At 71.0% G+C, this 18,018-nt stretch carries 19 protein-coding genes and 2 pseudogenes; 13 read left to right on the forward strand and 8 right to left on the reverse strand.

Annotated elements, in window-relative coordinates:
• Nucleotides 1-183: 183 nt before the first annotated feature.
• Complete coding sequence (locus tag ACFWRT_RS28270) at nucleotides 184-1,053, reverse strand: universal stress protein (protein WP_380954085.1); 870 nt, start codon at nucleotides 1,051-1,053, stop codon at nucleotides 184-186.
• Nucleotides 1,054-1,333: 280 nt separating this feature from the next.
• Here ACFWRT_RS28270 and ACFWRT_RS28275 point away from each other — a divergent pair, with 280 nt between their 5' ends.
• Nucleotides 1,334-1,816, forward strand: a complete 483-nt coding sequence (locus tag ACFWRT_RS28275) for an ATP-binding protein (RefSeq protein ID WP_380954097.1) — start codon at nucleotides 1,334-1,336, stop codon at nucleotides 1,814-1,816.
• Nucleotides 1,817-1,930: 114 nt separating this feature from the next.
• Here ACFWRT_RS28275 and ACFWRT_RS28280 read toward each other — a convergent pair whose 3' ends face one another.
• On the reverse strand, nucleotides 1,931-2,806 hold the full coding sequence (locus ACFWRT_RS28280) for an RNA polymerase sigma factor SigF (protein WP_380954084.1): 876 nt from the start codon (nucleotides 2,804-2,806) through the stop codon (nucleotides 1,931-1,933).
• A 165-nt stretch (nucleotides 2,807-2,971) separates the two neighbouring features.
• Between ACFWRT_RS28280 and ACFWRT_RS28285 the strand changes: the two genes are divergently transcribed.
• The 4 genes from ACFWRT_RS28285 (at nucleotide 2,972) to ACFWRT_RS28300 (ending at nucleotide 5,391) form a co-directional block, all read left to right on the forward strand.
• The gene (locus tag ACFWRT_RS28285) at nucleotides 2,972-4,018 is read left to right on the forward strand and encodes a YihY/virulence factor BrkB family protein (RefSeq protein WP_380954083.1); all 1,047 of its coding nucleotides are present in this window, start codon (nucleotides 2,972-2,974) and stop codon (nucleotides 4,016-4,018) included.
• A 166-nt stretch (nucleotides 4,019-4,184) separates the two neighbouring features.
• Nucleotides 4,185-4,598, forward strand: coding sequence for a phage holin family protein (locus tag ACFWRT_RS28290; RefSeq protein ID WP_380954082.1), 414 nt, complete (start codon nucleotides 4,185-4,187; stop codon nucleotides 4,596-4,598).
• Nucleotides 4,595-5,128, forward strand: coding sequence for a DUF3618 domain-containing protein (locus ACFWRT_RS28295; RefSeq protein ID WP_380954081.1), 534 nt, complete (start codon nucleotides 4,595-4,597; stop codon nucleotides 5,126-5,128). The genes ACFWRT_RS28290 and ACFWRT_RS28295 overlap by 4 nt, the downstream gene beginning before the upstream one ends.
• On the forward strand, nucleotides 5,125-5,391 hold the full coding sequence (locus tag ACFWRT_RS28300; RefSeq protein WP_380954080.1) for a DUF4235 domain-containing protein: 267 nt from the start codon (nucleotides 5,125-5,127) through the stop codon (nucleotides 5,389-5,391). The genes ACFWRT_RS28295 and ACFWRT_RS28300 overlap by 4 nt, the downstream gene beginning before the upstream one ends.
• Nucleotides 5,392-5,457: 66 nt before the next feature.
• On the opposite strand, the gene ACFWRT_RS28305 is transcribed toward ACFWRT_RS28300, so the two are convergent.
• Nucleotides 5,458-6,129, reverse strand: a complete 672-nt coding sequence (locus ACFWRT_RS28305; RefSeq protein ID WP_380954078.1) for a DUF6518 family protein — start codon at nucleotides 6,127-6,129, stop codon at nucleotides 5,458-5,460.
• Nucleotides 6,130-6,278: 149 nt separating this feature from the next.
• Here ACFWRT_RS28305 and ACFWRT_RS28310 point away from each other — a divergent pair, with 149 nt between their 5' ends.
• Both ACFWRT_RS28310 and ACFWRT_RS28315 read left to right on the forward strand, forming a co-directional pair.
• Nucleotides 6,279-6,644, forward strand: coding sequence for a hypothetical protein (locus tag ACFWRT_RS28310; RefSeq protein WP_380954076.1), 366 nt, complete (start codon nucleotides 6,279-6,281; stop codon nucleotides 6,642-6,644).
• Nucleotides 6,645-6,766: 122 nt separating this feature from the next.
• Entirely contained in the window at nucleotides 6,767-7,915 is a 1,149-nt protein-coding gene (locus ACFWRT_RS28315; protein WP_380954075.1) for an FAD-dependent oxidoreductase, read from the forward strand.
• 31 nt (nucleotides 7,916-7,946) lie between these two features.
• Here ACFWRT_RS28315 and ACFWRT_RS28320 read toward each other — a convergent pair whose 3' ends face one another.
• Together ACFWRT_RS28320 and ACFWRT_RS28325 are read right to left on the reverse strand one after the other, a co-directional pair.
• A complete protein-coding gene (locus ACFWRT_RS28320; protein ID WP_380954074.1) occupies nucleotides 7,947-8,117 on the reverse strand; it encodes a hypothetical protein in 171 nt (56 codons plus the stop codon).
• Between the two features lie 6 nt (nucleotides 8,118-8,123).
• On the reverse strand, nucleotides 8,124-10,658 hold the full coding sequence (locus ACFWRT_RS28325; protein ID WP_380954072.1) for an ATP-dependent Clp protease ATP-binding subunit: 2,535 nt from the start codon (nucleotides 10,656-10,658) through the stop codon (nucleotides 8,124-8,126).
• A 256-nt stretch (nucleotides 10,659-10,914) separates the two neighbouring features.
• Here ACFWRT_RS28325 and ACFWRT_RS28330 point away from each other — a divergent pair, with 256 nt between their 5' ends.
• Both ACFWRT_RS28330 and ACFWRT_RS28335 read left to right on the forward strand, forming a co-directional pair.
• Nucleotides 10,915-11,760 carry a hypothetical protein gene (locus tag ACFWRT_RS28330; RefSeq protein WP_380954071.1) on the forward strand — a complete coding sequence of 282 codons (846 nt, stop codon included), beginning with the start codon at nucleotides 10,915-10,917 and terminating at the stop codon, nucleotides 11,758-11,760.
• A gap of 108 nt (nucleotides 11,761-11,868) precedes the next feature.
• Complete coding sequence (locus ACFWRT_RS28335) at nucleotides 11,869-12,261, forward strand: hypothetical protein (protein WP_380954069.1); 393 nt, start codon at nucleotides 11,869-11,871, stop codon at nucleotides 12,259-12,261.
• 40 nt (nucleotides 12,262-12,301) lie between these two features.
• Here ACFWRT_RS28335 and ACFWRT_RS28340 read toward each other — a convergent pair.
• A pseudogene (locus ACFWRT_RS28340) lies at nucleotides 12,302-12,493 on the reverse strand (iron chelate uptake ABC transporter family permease subunit); the annotation flags it as partial.
• Here ACFWRT_RS28340 and ACFWRT_RS28345 point away from each other — a divergent pair.
• Nucleotides 12,479-12,662: pseudogene (locus tag ACFWRT_RS28345) on the forward strand (siderophore-interacting protein); the annotation flags it as partial. The pseudogenes ACFWRT_RS28340 and ACFWRT_RS28345 overlap by 15 nt on opposite strands.
• Before the next feature lie 49 nt (nucleotides 12,663-12,711).
• Here ACFWRT_RS28345 and ACFWRT_RS28350 read toward each other — a convergent pair.
• Nucleotides 12,712-13,671 (reverse strand): oxygenase MpaB family protein, encoded by a 960-nt coding sequence (locus ACFWRT_RS28350; RefSeq protein ID WP_380954068.1) that lies wholly within the window; start codon nucleotides 13,669-13,671, stop codon nucleotides 12,712-12,714.
• 104 nt (nucleotides 13,672-13,775) lie between these two features.
• Between ACFWRT_RS28350 and ACFWRT_RS28355 the strand changes: the two genes are divergently transcribed.
• From ACFWRT_RS28355 to ACFWRT_RS37650, 3 genes are all read left to right on the forward strand, one after another.
• On the forward strand, nucleotides 13,776-14,384 hold the full coding sequence (locus tag ACFWRT_RS28355; protein WP_380954067.1) for a TetR/AcrR family transcriptional regulator: 609 nt from the start codon (nucleotides 13,776-13,778) through the stop codon (nucleotides 14,382-14,384).
• Between the two features lie 149 nt (nucleotides 14,385-14,533).
• Nucleotides 14,534-15,880, forward strand: a complete 1,347-nt coding sequence (locus ACFWRT_RS28360; RefSeq protein WP_380954065.1) for an OFA family MFS transporter — start codon at nucleotides 14,534-14,536, stop codon at nucleotides 15,878-15,880.
• Nucleotides 15,849-15,992: an MFS transporter small subunit gene (locus ACFWRT_RS37650; protein WP_326707124.1), complete on the forward strand. Its 144-nt coding sequence runs from the start codon at nucleotides 15,849-15,851 to the stop codon at nucleotides 15,990-15,992. Before ACFWRT_RS28360 ends, ACFWRT_RS37650 begins: the two co-directional genes overlap by 32 nt.
• Nucleotides 15,993-16,056: 64 nt before the next feature.
• On the opposite strand, the gene ACFWRT_RS28365 is transcribed toward ACFWRT_RS37650, so the two are convergent.
• Nucleotides 16,057-18,018 carry an acyl-CoA dehydrogenase family protein gene (locus ACFWRT_RS28365; RefSeq protein ID WP_380954064.1) on the reverse strand — a complete coding sequence of 654 codons (1,962 nt, stop codon included), beginning with the start codon at nucleotides 18,016-18,018 and terminating at the stop codon, nucleotides 16,057-16,059.

Below are 18,018 nucleotides of genomic sequence, written 5' to 3' on the forward strand. Positions count from 1 at the left end.
GCGTCAGGACGGGAGTCAGGCACCCGGGCCGGGGAGTCAGGCACCCGGGCCGGGGAGTCAGGCACCCGGGCCGGGGAGTCAGGCACCCGGGCCGGGGAGTCAGGCATGTGGGCCGGGGCGTCAGGCATGTGGGCCGGGGCGTCAGGCATGTGGGCCGGGGCGTCAGGCATGTGGGCCGGGGCGTCAGGCGTGTGGGACCACGGCGACGGGGCAGCGGGCGTGGTGCAGGACCGCGTGGGCGGCCGAGCCGATCCGGGTGCCGATCGGGGCCCGGCGGGCGCGCCGCCCGACCACCGTCAACTGCGCCTCGGCGGACTCCTCCACCAGCACCTGCCCGGCGCTCCCCATCTCGACGTGCTCCCTGACCTGCACCTCGGGGTACTTCTCCCGCCACGGGGCCAGGGCCTCCTGGAGCGCCTTGCGCTCGAAGGGCTCCAGCCCTCCCGAGGCGTCGGCGAGGGCCAGGGAGGCGCTCCAGGTGTAGACGGGCGGCAGACTCCAGGCGCGGACCGCGCGCAGCGGGACTCCCCGTACGGAAGCGGCCTCGAAGGCGAAGCCGAGCACGTCCGCGCTGTCCTCGGGGGTGCCCTGCTGGCCGACCACGACCTCGCCGCTCTCGCGGACCGGGTACTCACCGTCGTACGCCCGGACGGAGACGACCGGGCCCTTCGCCCCGGCGATCACCTGCTGCCCGTAGGAGCCGAGGAGGAAGCCGAGCAGGGCCCCGTGCCCCCGGGTGCCCAGGCAGAGCAGGGCGGACCGCTCGGCCTCGGCCAGCAGCGCCACGACCGCCGTCTCGGGCAGCACCCGGCTGGAGACGGACAGTTCGGGGTACCGGCCGGCCACCTGCTCCTCGGCCTCCCGCAGCACGGCACGGGCGGCCTCGGCCTCCGTCTCCCGGTTCTGTACGAGGGGGATGTCCAGCGGCTGCCAGAGCCAGGCGTGCACGATGCGCAGCGGCAGGCCCCGCAGGGACGCCTCGCGCGCCGCCCAGTCGGCCGCCGCCAGACTCTCCGGCGAACCGTCCACCCCTACGACCACGGCCTTCTTCACGAGTCTGCCTCCGTCTTTGTACGTCCGTGCGAACCGGCCCCTCGGCCGACCCCTGGAACCAGCATCACCGGCGGGCCCGTCCGGGAGGAGGGCCGATCGGCCCTCCTCCCGGGCCCGTTGGGCACCGGAATACGGCCGGCGACGTTCCCGTGGCCCGAAGCTGACAATTCCTGGACCCGCCCGGGACTGAAACGTGTGGCGGCGGGTAGGCGGGTGGCGTTTGAGAGGTGAGAGCTGTGTGGTGCAGTCGGCCGACGGGGGACATGACGTGGAACTGCTGATGGCGGACCGGGAGACCGGACAGGACCGGCGGACGGCGGGTAAGGGCACCGTGCTGGGCAGTGCCGCGTACGACATGGGTTCGGGAGAGATCGCCCAGGCTCGCGCCTTCGTACGGGACTTCCTGACGGATGCGCAGTCGCTGCACGGGATGCCCGTGTCGGCGCGGGCGATGGATGTGACGCAGTTGGTGGTGAGCGAGCTGGCCACGAACGTCTGCAAGTACGCGCCGGGCCCGTGCCTCCTCGACCTCGAAGCGGGCGACGGGGTGCTGAGCATCACGATGTGGGACACGGGTTCGGTGCTGCCCACCAGTCGGCAGGCCGATCCGACGCGCATGGGGCAGCACGGGCTGGAGATCGTTCTCGCGGTCTGCGAGAGCTTCGAAGTGCGCCGCGAGCCCGTGGGGAAGCGTGTCCGCGTGGAGATCTCGCTGCTCGATGGCCCGCAGGGCGATCCGGCCGGGAGCCTTGGGGCCTGGTAGCGAAAGAACGTAAAGAACCTAGGGAAAGAACCCCCGCAGCGGGCCACTGCGGGGGTTCTTTCTTCGACCGACTTCCGGTGTTCCGGTGTCCGGGTGTTCCGGTGTTCCGGTAGCTCAGTTCTGGGTGAGCATGCCTTCCCGCAACGTGGCGAGGAGCCGGGAGAGCAGCCGGGAGACATGCATCTGGGAGATGCCCAGATGTTCGCCGATCTGAGCCTGGGTCATCTCCTGGCCGAAGCGCATCCGCACGATCTCAAGGTCGCGGGGCTCCAGGGTCTCCAGCAGCGGGGCCAGTGCGTGGAGGTTCTCGACCAGTTCCATGCCCGGGTCGCAGTCGCCGGTGATGTCGGCGTAGCTGGTGCCGGTGTCGGAGGCGCCCTGCTCGGTCCCGCCGAGCGGGAGGTCGATGGAGCCCGCGGTGTAGCCGTTGGAGGCGATGAGGCCGTCGATGACCTCCTCCTCGGAGATGCCCAGGTGCTCGGAGAGCTCCGCGACACCGGGGTCGCGGCCCAGGACGGAGGTGAGCTCCTCCTTGGCCTTGGCCAGGGTGACCCGCAGCTCCTGCAAGCGCCGGGGTACGTGGACGGACCACGTGGAGTCGCGGAAGAAGCGCTTGATCTCGCCGACGATGTAGGGGATCGCGAAGGAGGTGAACTCGACCTCGCGCGACAGCTCGAAGCGGTCGATCGCCTTGATCAGGCCTATGGTGCCGACCTGGATGATGTCTTCCATCTGGCCGTCGCCGCGGTTGCGGTACCGCTTCGCGGCGAACTGCACCAACGACAGGTTCATCTCGATGAGGGTGTTGCGCGCGTACTGGTACTCGTGCGTGCCTTCTTCGAGGACCTGCAACTGCTGGAAGAAGAGGGCGCTCAGCGACCGGGCGTCCTTCGGGGCGATCTTCTGCGGATCGTCGATCTGCGGGAGTGCCGCCGGCGCGAGTGCGGCCGAGGTCGCGACCCCGGTCGCGGCCTCCATGGATATCGACATGACGAACCTTCCCTGTGCCGGACGCTGCCGCGGAATCCCGCCTGCGTGTGGCTGCGTGTACCCGGGTCGGCACGGAACACACATGCGGAACGGCGGCAATCAGAAGTCCGCCGGGACCGGTGGCTCAGGGACATGAAGCACCGCCGTGGTGGACACCCGCTGGGGATGACGGACACACCGAAGCCGGGACCCGGCGATGAACACGCGGGCGGGAACGTACACGGCGACAGCCGAGTGGGACCTGATGAACACGTGGAGGAGCGGGCACCGGACCGTCCGACCGAGCTGCCCCGGCGCTCCTGGACGGCGGTGCTGCGCGGCACCCTGAAGGAGTTCAAGGACGACGAACTCGCGGACCGGGCGGCCGCGCTGACGTACTACGGGGTGCTGGCGCTGTTCCCCGCCCTGCTCGTGCTGGTGTCCCTGCTGGGCGTCGCGGGCGAGTCCGCGACTCGACAGGTCCTGAAGAACCTGCGGAACCTGGCACCCGGTTCCGCCCGGGACGTGATCAGTGATGCCGTGGAGCAACTCCAGGGCAACGCCGGTGTCGGTTCGTTCATGGCGATCGCGGGTCTCGCCGTCGCCGTGTGGTCGGCCTCCGGTTACGTCGCCGGGTTCATCCGCACCTCGAACGCCGTCTACGACATGCCGGAGGGCCGGCCGGTGTGGAAGGTCCTGCCGCTGCGCCTCGCCCTGACGGTGACGTTGATGGTCCTGGCGTGCGCCAGTGCGCTCATCGTGGTCTTCTCCGGCGGTCTGGCCCGGCAGGCCGGTGCCGCCCTGGGGATCGGGGACACTGCCCTGACCGTCTGGGCGATCGCGAAGTGGCCGGTCCTGGTCCTGCTCGTCACCGTCATGATCGCGGTCCTCTACTGGGCCGCGCCGAACGCCAAGGGCCGCGGCTTCAGGTGGGTGACGCCGGGCAGTCTCCTCGCCCTGGTGATCTGGCTGGCCGCGTCGGCCGGCTTCGCGTTCTACGTCGCGAACTTCGCCTCGTACAACAAGACCTACGGCGCCCTGGCCGGCGTGGTCGTCTTCCTGGTGTGGCTGTGGATCACCAACCTGGCGATCCTCCTGGGGCTGGAGTTCGACGCGGAGATGGTCCGCCAGCGGGCGATCGCCGGCGGCCACCCGAAGGACGAGGAGCCGTACGTGGAACCCCGTGACACCCGGGCCTGGAGCGACGGGGACCGTCGGCGTATGGAGCAGTGAGCGATTGTTCGCGGTTCGCGGTTCCCGGGACGGGTGGCACGGCCGTTGCCGGGTAGCCGGACGACAACGGCGTACACATCCGGACGAGTGCGTTCCGTCGCAACGGCCCACCGGCCCGCGCCCCGTGACGATTCCGACCGATCGAGGAGAGCAAGGTGACCTCATCATGAGCACAGCAGAGCGGCAGACCGGCACCGATGGCGACCAGGTGGGGGTGCTGGTCTCGCGTGCCTCGCGGCAGATCTCGGAGCTGGTCCGCGAGGAAATGCAGCTGGCACGTTCGGAGATGACGCAGAAGGGCAAGCGGTTCGGTAAGGGCGGCGGCCTCTTCGGCGCCGCGGGTCTTGTCTCCATCCTGGCGGCCCAGGCGCTGGTGGTGACCTGTATCGCCGCACTCGCACTGGCGCTGCCCGTGTGGGCGGCGGCGCTCATCGTCACGGCGGTGCTGGCGGCGGTGGCCGGCGTGGCCGCCCTGGCCGGCAAGAAGCAGATCGCCCGGGCAGGTACCCCCGCACCCGAACAGACCATCGACAGCGTCAAGGCCGATCTGGCCGAGGTCAAGGAGAAAGCGCACCGATGAACGACGAATCACAGAACAAGATGGGCACGCCCACTCCCGAGGAACTGCGCGAGCAGGTCGAGCGGACGCGCGACGAACTCGGGCAGACCGTCGAGGCGCTGGCGGCCAAGGCCGACATCAAGGCGCAGGCTAAGGAGAAGACGGCGGCCGTGAAGGAGCAGGCCGCGGAGAAGTCGGCGGCGGTCAAGGAACAGGCTGCCGAGAAGACCGCCGTGGTCAGGGAGCAGGCTGCCGAGAAGGCGGCGGCAGCGTCCGCTCAGCTCCGGGAGAAGACGGAGCAGGCCGCACAGGCGGTGAAGGACAAGACGCCGGACGCCGTGCTGGAGAAGACGGCACAGGCCGCCGCGCAGGTGCGCGAGAGCGCGGCCCAGGCCAAGCGGTACGCGGCGGAGAAGACGCCCGACCCGCTGCTGGAGAAGGCGGACCGGGCCGCGACGGCCGCCCGCGCCAACCGCACCCCGCTCCTGGCGGGCGGTGCGGTGCTGGTCGCCTTCCTGCTGATCCGTCGTAGCCGGGGGCGTAACCGATGAAGAAGTCCAAGATCGCCTACAGGCCGGTCGGTCTCGCCCTGGGCGCGATCAGCGGCATGATCGCGGGCGCCGCGTTCAAGCAGACGTGGAAGCTCATCGAAGGTGAGGGCGACGCCCCCGACGCCTTGGACGAGGACCGCCCGTGGCGTCAGATCCTCCTCGCCGCCGCCGTACAGGGCGCGATCTTCGCCGTGGTCAAGGCCACGGTCGAACGCTCGGGCGCCCAGGCGACCCGGCGCGTCACGGGCATCTGGCCGGCCTGACCCGCCGCGGTGCCGGCCCTCGCACGAGCGGGCCGGCACCGCCCGGGCGGCAGGGCGGAGTTCGGATCAGGCGCTGAGCATCTGGAGAGGGACCTCGACGACGCCGTACGCGACGAGTGCGCAGACCGCGGCGGCCCCCAGCGTCAGGGCACGCTCCTTGTGGTCCCGGGCCATCAGCAGCGGGATCAGGACGAACAGCGCCAGACAGGCGTACGCCTCCGGCAGGTAGCCGAGGTCCACGGCGTACGTGAGCCCCTCCATCCCCCAGAGCCCCGCGAACGCGCCCAGACTCACCACGCGGCGCCGCAGGCCCCGGCCTTGCCGCCACCACCGGCCCGCGGCACCGAACAGGGGCCCGGCGACGAGAGCCAGCCCGAGCCAGACCAGCGGGAAGAAGAGACTGCCCGCCCCGTCACGCCCGAACTCGGCGTACCCGTAGTACCCGACCACCAGCCCGGCCTCCGCGACCGCACCGCCCAACGCGGCCTGCACGAGCCGCTCGTGCCGGTACAGCACCGCGCCGACGACGAACGCGGCGGCGGACCAGACCGCACCGGAGTTGGCCAGTTGCTGCCACGTGTCGGGCAGCCATCCTTGGGCCAGGTTGGTCAGTACGCCGAGGAGCAGACCACCGCTCGTCGCCACAGCGGCGCGGCCGACCCGGGTGCGCACGCCACTTCTCGGCGCGGCGGGGGCGGCCGGGACGCCCGGGGCGTCCGGGATGGTGCTGGTGGTCATCGTCATCTCCATGGTCTCGGTTTCGGTCTCGGTCTCGGTTTCGGTTCCGGTTTCGGGAGCTCTCCGGGGCTGCGGGGCTCTCGGAGATCTTCAGGAGTTCGCGACTATACATCTCGCGTATACATGCAGCGCATAGCGCCGGTGCTCCGATGGCAGAGTGGCCGCCATATCCAACTGACGAGCCGTCGGCGTACCTGCCCGTCCGGCTGGGGAGCTGGGGCGCTCCGGTGGAGGCCGTGCGGCCGTTCCTCGGCTCGCTGGGTGACAGCCCGGCCACCCTGCGGTGGGACTTCATGGGCTGGCCCGCCGCCCCCGAAGTGGGCTTGGGCGGCGGTGGAGCCAGGGGCGCGTTCGTGACGCTGTGCGTCAACGTCCGCGACCTCCGACTGGAGGAGCCCGCGACCGACCACACCGTCTTCGTCCACGTGAAGCAGGTCGAGGCCGAGCGAGCACCGTGGCTGGCCGCACAGGTCGGGCCGGCGGTGATCGGCGACCCGGTGATGGCTCCGTACTGACGACCTGCCGTCCGTATCCTTCGTCGGGGAGGGGCGTCCGGATCGTGGTACATGGACGGTCTCGGTACGTGGGCGGTGGCACGGTGACCGGCAGGATCCGGCACAGGAAAGGACATACGGTCATGGCTCTACGGGTTCTCGTCGTCGGTGGCGGGCTGATGGGGGCGGCCGCTGCCTGGCGCCTCTCGGTACGCGGCCACCAGGTCACCGTGCTGGAACGTTTCGGCCCAGGCCACGACCGCGGCAGCTCGTACGGCACCTCCCGGATCTTCCGGCTGGCGTACGCGGAGCCCTCGTACACGGAGTTGGCGCTGCGGGCGCTGCCCCTGTGGCGGCGGCTGGAGGAGGAGAGCGGGCAGTCGGTGCTGACGCTCACCGGGGCCGTCGACCACGGCCTGCCCGAGGCGGTGGACCGGCTGGCCGACGTGCTCGCCGGGGCGGGGCGGTCCGCGCGGCGCCTGTCCCCCGGTGAGGTGGCCGACCGGTGGCCGGGGCTCCGGGCCGACACCACCGCGCTGTACCACCCGGACGCCGGGCGGGTGCACGCCGACGACGCCGTGGCCGCGCTGCTCAAGGCGGCCGGGCAGCGTGGCGCCGAGGTGCGGCACGGAGTGCGCGTGACGGAGATCCGGGACACCGCGCGTACCAGGGAGACGGAGATCCGGGACACCGCGCGTACCGGCGGGGTCGGAGCCACCGTCGTCACGGACGCCGACGAGGCGCTGACGGCGGACGCGGTCGTGGTCGCCGTGGGCGGCTGGGCGCCCGGATTCCTGCCGGACCTTGTGAGCGGCCTGCCACCGATGCGCGTCACCCAGGAGCAGCCGGTGCACTTCCCGGTCCCGGGCGCGCTGGAGTGGCCGTCGTTCATCCACCACCCGGGGGCCGGGTGGCACGTGCCGGGCGGACTGTACGGGCTGGGCAGCGTGGACGGCGTCAAGATCGGGCTGCACGGCGTCGGACCGGTCGTGGACCCCGACCACCGCGACCGTACGCCGGACGCGGCGGCCGTCGAACGCCTCCGCGCCTACGCCGAGGAGTGGCTGCCCGGCGTGGCCGGCACCGAGCCGACCCCCCTCACCTGCCTCTACACCACGACGCCCGACGAGGACTTCGTCATCGACCGGCAGGGCCCGGTCACCGTGCTGGCCGGCTTCTCCGGGCACGGCTTCAAGTTCGGACCGGCCATCGGCGAACTGGCCGCCGACCTGGTCGAGGGGCGGCCGGGCACCGGCCGGTTCGCCCTCGGCCGCTCGGCGCCCGCGCGCTGAAGCCGCATCGATACCGGGGCCCCACGGCCGGCTAGTCGGCCCGGGTGTCGTCCTCCGGAGGACGGCGTACCTCCTCGCGATCCTTCTCCAGCCGCTCGTCGAGCTTCCGCTCGTCCGGGCGGCGGGGCATGCCCCGGCTGTGGCCGGTGTCGGGGTCGCCCTCGACCTCGTCGTTCGACTTGTGATGGTGATGGTGAGCCATCGTCGGTCACTCCTTGTCATCCGTGGGGTTGTCGTCCGTGCGGGCGTCGTCCGCGCCGTTGTCGTCCGTGCGGATCGTGCAGTGCAGGGAGTCGTCCTTCACATCGGCGACGATGGTGTCGCCCGGTTCGGCCTCGCCGCCCAGGAGCAGGGAGGCGATGCGGTTGTCGAGCTCGGTCTGGATCGTGCGGCGCAGCGGGCGGGCGCCGAACGCCGGCTGATAGCCGTGGGCCACGAGGAGCTTCTTCGCCGCCTCGGTGACGTCCAGCGTCAGGCCCTGCGCGTGGACGCGATGCTTGCTGCGGTCCAGCAGGTGCTCGACGATCTCGGACAGGTCGTCCTCCGTGAGGCTGTGGAAGACGATGATGTCGTCGATGCGGTTGAGGAACTCGGGGAGGAACCGCCCGCGCAGGTCCTCCATCAGCTCGTCCCTGAGCTCGGCGGCATCGCCCTGGTGGGCGAGGATGCGGTGGGCGCCGATGTTGGACGTCATGATGACGACGCAGTGGCGGAAGTCGACCGTGCGGCCCTGGCCGTCCGTCAGCCGGCCGTCGTCGAGGATCTGGAGCAGCGTGTTGAAGACGTCGGGGTGCGCCTTCTCCACCTCGTCGAAGAGCACCACGCTGTACGGGTTGCGCCGCACCTTCTCCGTGAGCTGGCCCGCCTCGTCGTAACCGACGTATCCGGGCGGCGCTCCGACGAGCCGGGCGACCGTGTGCTTCTCCTGGAACTCGCTCATGTCGAACCGGATCATGCGGTCGTCGGCGCCGAACAGCAGCTCGGCCAGCGTCTTGGCCAGCTCGGTCTTGCCGACGCCGGTGGGGCCGAGGAAGAGGAACGAGCCGACGGGCCGGTTGGGGTCGCCCATGCCCGCCCGGTTACGGCGTACGGCCTGGGAGACCGCGGTGACGGCCTCGTCCTGGCCGACGATCCGGGCGTGCATCTCCTCCTCCAGCTTGAGGAGCTTCTCCTTCTCGCCCGCGGTGAGCTGGGAGACCGGGATGCCGGTGCGGCGGGAGACGATGTCGGCGATGTCGGAGGCCGTCACGGAGACGACGCCCTCCCGGCGCTCCTCGATGCCCGCGAGCTCGCCCTCCACCTCGGCGATCTGCTCCTTCAGCTCCTTGGCCCGCTCGAACTCCTCCGCCGCCACCGCCTGGTCCTTCTCCCGGCGCAGCTTGGCGAGGCGGTCCTCGCGGCTGACGACCTCGGTGGAGCGGTTCGCGCTGCGCAGCCGTACGCGGGCACCGGCCTGGTCCATCAGGTCGATGGCCTTGTCGGGGAGGAAGCGGTCGCTGATGTAGCGGTCGGACAGCTCGGCGGCCGCCGTCAGGGCCCCGTCGGCGAAGCGGACCTGGTGGTGCGCCTCGTACGCGTCCCGCAGCCCTTCGAGGATCTGTACGGTCTCCTCGACGGTGGGCTCCGGGATCAGGACGGGCTGGAAGCGGCGCTCCAGGGCGGCGTCCTTCTCGATGTGCTTGCGGTACTCGTCGATCGTCGTCGCGCCGACCACGTGGAGCTCGCCGCGGGCGAGAGCCGGCTTGAGCATGTTGCCCGCGTCCATCGAGCCCTCGCCCGTGGCGCCCGCTCCGACGACGGTGTGGAGTTCGTCGATGAAGAGGATGATCTCCCCTTCGGCCTTCTGCACGTCCTCGATGACCTTCTTCAGCCGCTCCTCGAACTGGCCGCGGTACTGGGCCCCGGCCACCATGCCGGACAGGTCCAGCGAGACGACCCGCTTGTCCTTGAGGGTGTCGGGGACCTCGCCCGCGACGATGCGCTGGGCGAGCCCCTCCACGATGGCGGTCTTGCCGACGCCCGGCTCACCGATCAGCACGGGGTTGTTCTTGGAGCGCCGCGACAGGATCTCGATGGTCTGCTCGATCTCCTCGGCCCGGCCGACCACGGGGTCGAGCCTGCCGGCCTTCGCCTCCTCCGTCAGGTCCCTGCCGAACTCGTCCAGCGTCTCGGACGGCTGCCCGCCACCGGCCGGAGTCCCGTCGGCACCGGACGTACGGTCCGTCGCCCCGCGCAGCTTCCCGACGTCCAGGTCCTCGGAGCGCAGGAACCGGGAGGCGCCGGAGTCGGCGTCGGCGAGGAGCGCGCCGAGGACGTGTTCGGGCCCGATGTACGAGACCTCCGCCGCCTGCGACCTGGCGTGGGCGAGGGCGAGGGTCCGCTTGGCGGCCGGGGTGAGGCCGGGCTCGGAGGCCGGCTCCTGCGACTCCCGGGGCAGCACCTCGGCGATCCGGTCGCCGAGCCGTTCGGGGTCGACGCCTGCCTGGGCGAGCAGCCTCCGGGTGGGCTCGACCTGGGTGGCGGCCCACAGGAGGTGCTCCGTATCGAGGTCGGACGTACCGTCCTGGACCGCTCTGCGGGCCGCGGCGTCCAGGAGTTCGCGCGACGACTCAGTGAGGAGCCGGCCGATGGGGACGCGCTGCACGGCCGGGGGCGACGAGGCCGGCGACATTCCGAAGAAACGATTCAGCAGGTCACTGAACGGGTCCGGCGAACCGGAGGGAGAACCGAATGCCATCGACATGCCAGCTCCAGTTGAGCGGATGGGGGGTCCCATCCACTCAAACCCGATGTCCCCGGGTCCGCAAACGGTACGGCGGAGCGGTACCGGGCAGCACCGGCCACCCGCCCGGCGTAGTGCTGGTGGCCGGTGCGGGGCGAGCGGTGAAGGCTGCTGAGCGGGCACGGCGCTGCCGCGTCAGCGCCTCGGCCGCCCGGGAAGCAGGAACGCGCATGGTCTCCGCTCGCCCCGCCGCCGACCGCGACCGGCTGTAGGCGCCGTGGCAAAGACGACGGACCCGGCCCGAGGAGAATCCGTCCGGGACGAACCACCCCGGTCGGCCGACCTCAAGGGCGGCCCCGGGCACACGGTGCTGCTGGCGCTGGTCCTCGCGGTCCCGGTGACGAAGGTCGCGTACACGGTCGGGGGCGGTGGCGCGGCCCGTGACGTGTTCGTCGGCATGGAACCCGCGAACTGGCCCGACGTCCTGATCGGCATGGTGCTCACCGACCCGCTCCTCGCCTCCGTGCTGGCTGTCGTGGTCTCCCGGGTGGTGTTCGCCCTGTTCGCGGCGCGCGGCGCGGTTCCCGGGGGCAGCGGTGTCCTGGCGGCGCTCCAGCGGGTGGCGCTGACCGTCGTCAACCCGGTCGCGGTGGGGGTGGTGGACCTGTGCTTCTTCGGCCCCTGGTGGGGGCTGGGCACCGGCCTCGCCGCGTACGCGCTCCGCAAGGGCGTCGTGGTGGAGTACCGCACCGGCAGACGGCGGCCGCACGGACACCGTGCCGACCAGCGGCCGGCAGCCGGGGCGCGTGGCGACAGCGGCGGTCTGCCGTCGCCCCGGCTGCGCCGGGCGGCGGCCCTCGAACAGTGGGTGGCCCTGGGCCTGACCACCGTGGCCCTTCCGGTCCTGGCGTTCGTCTCGGCGCTGGACGGTCAGGCGTGGACCTCGATCGTCCGCTGCCAGGTCACCGACGGCACCCGGGCCGAGAGCAACCGTCTGATCGAGCTGAGCCGCAAGGGCAACGGCGTCGTGGGCTGGAACCTGGACACGGCGGAGCTCTCCAACGGCGTGGGGTGCACGGGCGAGGAGAGCCTGTACGTGCGAGAGCCCTGGTGGCGCGGCTGAGCGGCAGCCACCCCGTCAGGCCCGCGGTTCACCCGAATGCAGCATTCCCCCCGACGGGAGAGATCGTTGTGCGGAGTGCAACGACGGCAAGCCTCTTTCGTTTCGATTTTGACGACTTTCGAGGCCGTACTGCGCGGGACGACCGCAGGAACAGACGGCGCGGGAAAAGAGAAGCAGATGTACGAAGGAAGCATTCCGCTTGAGGACTTCCTCGACACCATGAACCGGCTCCAGGCCGACTTCGAGCGACGCCTGGGAGGCATCGAACGCAGGGCGCTGCCGACGCCCTTGACACATGTTCATTCGCAGGAACGTTCCAGCTCCTCGGGGTGGACGCCGGAGGACGGCTACCGTCCGCTCGGCATCGAGGCCATCTGGACCGCCTCCCGCACGTCATCGGACGACCGCCCGAGCGGTCCGAGCGGTCCGAGCGGTCCGAGTAACACGATCAGCCCGAGCAGCCCGAGCATTCCGCAGGAACGCTCCTCCCCTCACGCCTGAGGCGCCGCCGCCGACTTACCAGCCCCCGGAAGAAAAACGTTCATCTCGCCCCCCGTCGGGACTCCCGCACCAGCAGCACCAGCAGATACGCCCCGCCCACGCACACGGTGACCGCGCCCGTCGGCAGCGACACGTCCGGAACCGCGTGCTGCGCCACGAGGTCGGCGCCGAGCAGCAGGAGCCCGCCGATGAGCGCCGCACCGGCGAGGTCGACCGTTCGGCGCCCGCTGAGGTCGCCGTCGCCGCGAAGGCCTTCGCCCACCGCACCGACGAGGAGGCCGTACAGCTCCTCACGCGACTCGGCCGCCATCGCGGCCCTGGGGCACCGGTCGGGGTGGGAGGTCGAGCGGACCATCGCACTCGGCTGGGGCACAGAAGCCACGATCCTGCGCCGGGGCTGAGCGGGGGCTGAGATGGGGGCTGAGGTGGGGCCCCGACCCGGACAGGCTTCTACGGTACGTAGTGCTGCGGAAGCCCGCGCCGCTCCTCCGGCGGCAGGTTCCGGGCGGGCGTCTCCACCGGCCCCCTCACCGGCCGGCCCCGCTCGCGGTCCCAGCCCGCACGGGCGCGCGGGTGGAAGCGGTGCCGCTCGGGAACGCAACTCCAGGCGTGGTGGACCAGCCGTCCCAGCAGGCGTAGCAGCCGTTCGTCGTGGGGCGTCCAGCGCAGCCCGAGGCGTTCGCGTACGGCCTGCGGATACAGGCCGATCGTCATCCACAGGGTCAGCCGCACGAGTGGGATCCGGGCGACGGCCCACAGCGGCGAGGGCAGCAGCCGCAGAAGAGGCGGTCTGGCGATCCGCCGCATGTTCAGGACGTCCCGGGTCGGCCGGTTGTCCTCCAGGACGTCGGCGCACATGTGGTCCCAGTACTTCTGGAACTCCTCCCAGCTACGGGGAACGGGCTTCATGGACAGGCCGTACAGCGCGTACCAGCGGACGTGCTCGTCGAAGAGCGTGTGCCGCTGGGCGTCGGTGAGGCCGCCGCCGAAGCGCTCGGCCACCTGCACGGTGAGCATGAAGAACGTGGCATGCGCCCAGTAGAACGTGCCCGGGTTGAGCGCGTGGTACGGGCGGCCGTGCTCGTCGACCCCGCTGATCGAGGCGTGGTAGCCGCGCACTTCGCGGGCCGTACGGGCGGCGAGCGGGCCGTCGTACACCACTCCCCCGATCGGGTACAGCGAGCGGAACAGGCGCTCCCAGCGCTCCTCGAAGAAGCGGGAGTGCTCGGCGACGCCCGCGCCGAGCTCGGGGTGCATGTTCTGCATCGATCCGGCCCAGGGGGCGAGGAGGAGGCCCCTCCAGTCGCCGAACCAGCGCCAGGTGAGGGAGTCGGGGCCGAGGGGTTCGACGGCTATCGGGCCGGCCGGGCCCTGACCGCTCGGGGCCGGGCCATGAGCTGATGGTTCCATGTGCGCCTCCATTCTGAGGACACCTGTCATCACATCGAAAGGTAAAATGTGAGGACGGCTGTCGTCAATGGGCCGGAGGGCAACAGAGCGGAAGGGAAAGCGAGTTGGCCGAGCGGAGCTGGGGCGGGACCAAGCTCGCCGATCGCCGCGCGGCCCGCCGGACGATTCTGCTGGACACCGCCGAGCGCCTGGCCGGCGAGGAAGGATGCGCGGCTGTCACAGTCCGGTCCGTCTGCCGGCAGGCGCGCCTCACCGACCGCTACTTCTACGAGAGCTTCGCCGGCCGCGACGACCTGCTCCTCGCCGCCTTCGAGCGGGTCGCGGACGAGGCCAGGAGGGCTCTGGAGGAGGCGGTTGCGTTCAGCGACCCTCAGCCGGAGGTCCGGGCCCGGACCGCTGTCGCCGCCTTCGTCGCCCTGGTGCTGGACGCCCCGCACAAGGGCCGCCTCCTGCTCCTGGAGCCCTTCGCGGACCCGGTGCTCGGCGCCCACAGCCACCGGCTCATGCCGGTCTTCACCGACCTCGTCGGCGGCCAGCTCGCCGCCACGGGCGACGGCATCGACCGCCGGATGGCCGCGCACGCGCTGGTCGGCGGCCTGGCGAGCCTCTTCGCGGGGTGGCTGCACGGCACGCTCGACGTGCCGCGCGAGCGACTGGAGGCGCACTGCGTGGAGCTGGTGCTCGCGGCGACATCGTCCCAGGGCCAGGAGTAGGAGCAGGGCCAGGGCCAGGAGCAGGAGCAGGAGCAGGAGCAGGAGCAGGGCGGACGGTAGGGCGCCACACCGTCACACAAAACGAACAGAGTGAAAGAACGTTCAACAACCTTCTCAACCACTTTCCCCCTCAGTACGGTTGGGGACCCATGAGTCCCCCCATCGCACCTGTGGGCTGGAGCCGCTGGCTGGTTCCGCCTGCCGCTCTCTCGATCCACCTCTCGATCGGCCAGGCCTACGCCTGGTCCGTGTTCAAACCCGCACTGGAGGACGCGCTCGGCCTGAGCGGCACACAGAGCGCGCTCCCCTTCCAACTCGGCATCGTCATGCTCGGCCTCTCCGCCGCCTTCGGCGGCACGCTCGTCGAGCGCCGAGGTCCGCGCTGGGCCATGACGGTCGCCCTCGTCTGCTTCTCCTCCGGCTTCCTGCTCTCCGCACTCGGCGCCGCGACAGAGCAGTTCTGGCTGATCGTGTTCGGCTACGGCTTCGTCGGCGGCATCGGCCTCGGCATCGGCTACATCTCGCCGGTCTCGACGCTGATCAAGTGGTTCCCCGACCGTCCCGGCATGGCCACCGGTATCGCCATCATGGGCTTCGGCGGCGGTGCGCTGATCGCCTCGCCCTGGTCGGCGCAGATGCTGGAGTCCTTCGGCAGCGAAACCTCCGGCATCGCACTGGCCTTCCTCGTCCACGGACTGAGTTACGCCGTCTTCATGCTGCTCGGCGTTCTGCTGGTCCGGGTCCCGCGCCCGCGCGCCGAGGAACGAGCGGCCGGTGGCACCGCGGCCGTGGCCGGCCCCCGGGTCTCGGCGCGCCAGGCTCTGCGCACGCCGCAGTTCTGGCTGTTGTGGGTGGTGCTCTGCACGAACGTGACGGCCGGTATCGGGATCCTGGAGAAGGCCGCACCGATGATCTCGGACTTCTTCTCGGACACCTCCGCGCCCGTGTCGGCGACCGCCGCCGCCGGTTTCGTCGCGCTGCTCTCCGCGGCCAACATGGCCGGCCGCATCGGCTGGTCCTCCACCTCCGATCTCATCGGACGGAAGAACATCTACCGCGTCTACCTCGGCGCGGGCGTGCTCATGTACGCGCTCATCGCCCTGGTCGGAAGCTCCTCCAAGCCACTGTTCGTCCTGTGCGCTCTGGTCATCCTCTCCTTCTACGGCGGCGGTTTCGCCACGATCCCCGCCTACCTGAAGGACCTGTTCGGCACCTACCAGGTCGGGGCGATCCACGGACGGCTGCTCACCGCCTGGTCCATCGCCGGTGTCCTGGGGCCGCTGATCGTGAACTGGATCGCCGACCGGCAGGAGGAGGCCGGGAAGCACGGCGCGGAGCTGTACGGGACGTCGCTGCTCATCATGATGGCCCTGCTCGCGGTCGGCTTCGTGGCCAATGAACTGGTCCGGCCGGTCGACCCGTCCCACCACCTCGACGCCGTACCGGCGCAGAAGGGAGCGTCCGATGTCCGGCAGCAGCAGTCCGAATCCGCCTGAGGTGAGGGACCGGCGACCGCTGATCGTCCTCACCTGGCTGTGGGTGGGCGCACCGCTCGCCTACGGCCTGTACGAACTGTTCCGCAAAGCCACCCAGCTGTTCACCGGCTGACCCGGGACCCGGTGATCCGGGACCCCGGCGCCCGCCCCTGGGCTCAGGGGCGGGCGCCGTCGGGTCAGCCCACCAGGTCGGGGGCTCGCAGCATGGCGGCCGGGACGCCCCACGCGTCCACGAGATCTCCTGCGAGCGGCCGGACCTTGCGGCAGAGGTCGTTCACCTCACGGGTGATCGCCTTGGAGCGCTGGACGGTCAGCCGGCCGTGCTCCATGAACCAGGCCCGGTCCGCCTCGATCGTCGACAGGGCGAACAGGTCGCAGAGCAGGCCCAGCGCCACCTTGTTGCCGTCCTCGGGCAGCGTACGCATCTTCTCGACGAACGCCTCCAGCACCAGCCTCTCGACATGGGCGTGGGCGACGGCGATGACGTGGTCCTGCACCTCCGAGAAGACGGCGCCCGGGTCGCCCTTCCGGTCGACCCCGGCCTTGAGCCTGCGGGCCACTCCGGCGAGCATGTGCTCCTCGCGGTAGCGGAGCATGGCGAGCTGGTACTCGGAGTCCAGCAGCCCCGCTTCCTGGTCCCACTCGTCGCCGCCCGGCAGCAGGTCACGTACCCGTTCGAGGAGCTTGTGGGCCGAGGTCTTCTCGATGACCGTGTCGACGGCGAGGCCGGTGACGTAGCGGACCATGCCGAGCTGGTCCAGGTCCTCGAACTCGCTCGCGTAGTCGGTGAGCAGGCCCTTGGCTACGAGTTGCAGCAGGACGTGGTTGTCGCCCTCGAAGGTGGTGAAGATGTCGCTGTCGGCCTTGAGGGCGGCGAACCGGTTGACGGCGAGATAGCCGGCGCCGCCGCACGCCTCGCGGCACTCCTGGATCACCCGGGTGGCGTGCCAGGTGCCGAGGGCCTTGGTTCCGGCGGCCCGCGCCTCCAGCCGGCGCCGGGCCTGCGGGTCGTCCTCCAGGCCGGAGAAGACGTTGTGCAGTTGCGCACGCAGGACATCCTGCGCGAAGTGCAGCGCGTACGTCTGCGCGACGAGCGGCAGCAGACGGCGCTGATGCAGGCCGTAGTCGAGGAGGAGCTGCTCCTCCCCCTGGGAGTCCGTGGCGAACTGCCGGCGCCGCAGGGCGTACTTCGTGGCGACGGCGAGGGCCACCTTGGCGGCGTTGACCCCGGCGCCGCCGACGCTGACCCGGCCCTGGACCAGGGTGCCGAGCATGGTGAAGAAGCGGCGGTCGGGGTTGTCGATCGTGCTCTCGTAGACGCCTTCGGGGGTGACGTCGGCGAACCGGTTGAGCAGCGCCTCGCGGGGAACCCGCACGCCGTCGAACCGGATCCGGCCGTTGTCCACACCGTTGAGGCCCATCTTTCGGCCGTCGTCCTCGATGTCGACGCCGGGCACCGCCTCGCCGCCGGACCGGATCGGTACGACGAACGCGTGCACGCCCTCGGTCTCGCCGCCCACCTCCAACTGGGCGAAGACGACGGCCAGCTCGCCGTGGCGGGCCGCGTTGCCGATGTAGTCCTTGCGGGCCTGGTCGCCCTCGGTGGTGATGACGAACTCCTGGGCGGCGGCGTCGTACCGCGCGACCGTGCCGAGCGCCTGCACGTTGGAGCCGTGCCCGGTCTCGGTCATCGCGAAGCAGCCCATCAGCTTCCCGGTGATCAGGTCCGGCAGATAGGCGTCGTGGTGGCGTTCGGTGCCCAGGTGCAGGATGGCGCCGCCGAAGAGGCCGAACTGCACGCCGGTCTTCACCAGCACCGACAGATCACCGAAGGCGGCCGTCTCGAAGGCGGCGATCGAGGCCCCGACGTCGCCGCCCCCGCCGTACTGCTTGGGGAAGCCCATGCCGGTCTGCCCCGTCGCCGCCATCTCGACCACGATGTCGCGCACCCGCTCGCGGTACGCGTCGATGGAGAGCTCCTCGGCGTCATCGAGGACCGAGGCGTACGTCACCAGGTTGGTGCGGACCAGGTCGCGGACCTCGGCGTACTCGCCGTCCAGGACCTCGGTGAGGGCCCGGACGTCGAGTTCCGGCTGCACGTATCCGGTGGGAGCGGTGGGTGTTCTGTCGGTGCTCAT

Source organism: Streptomyces cyaneofuscatus (genome assembly GCF_042718795.1).
Classification (GTDB): Bacteria; Actinomycetota; Actinomycetes; order Streptomycetales; family Streptomycetaceae; genus Streptomyces; species Streptomyces cyaneofuscatus_A.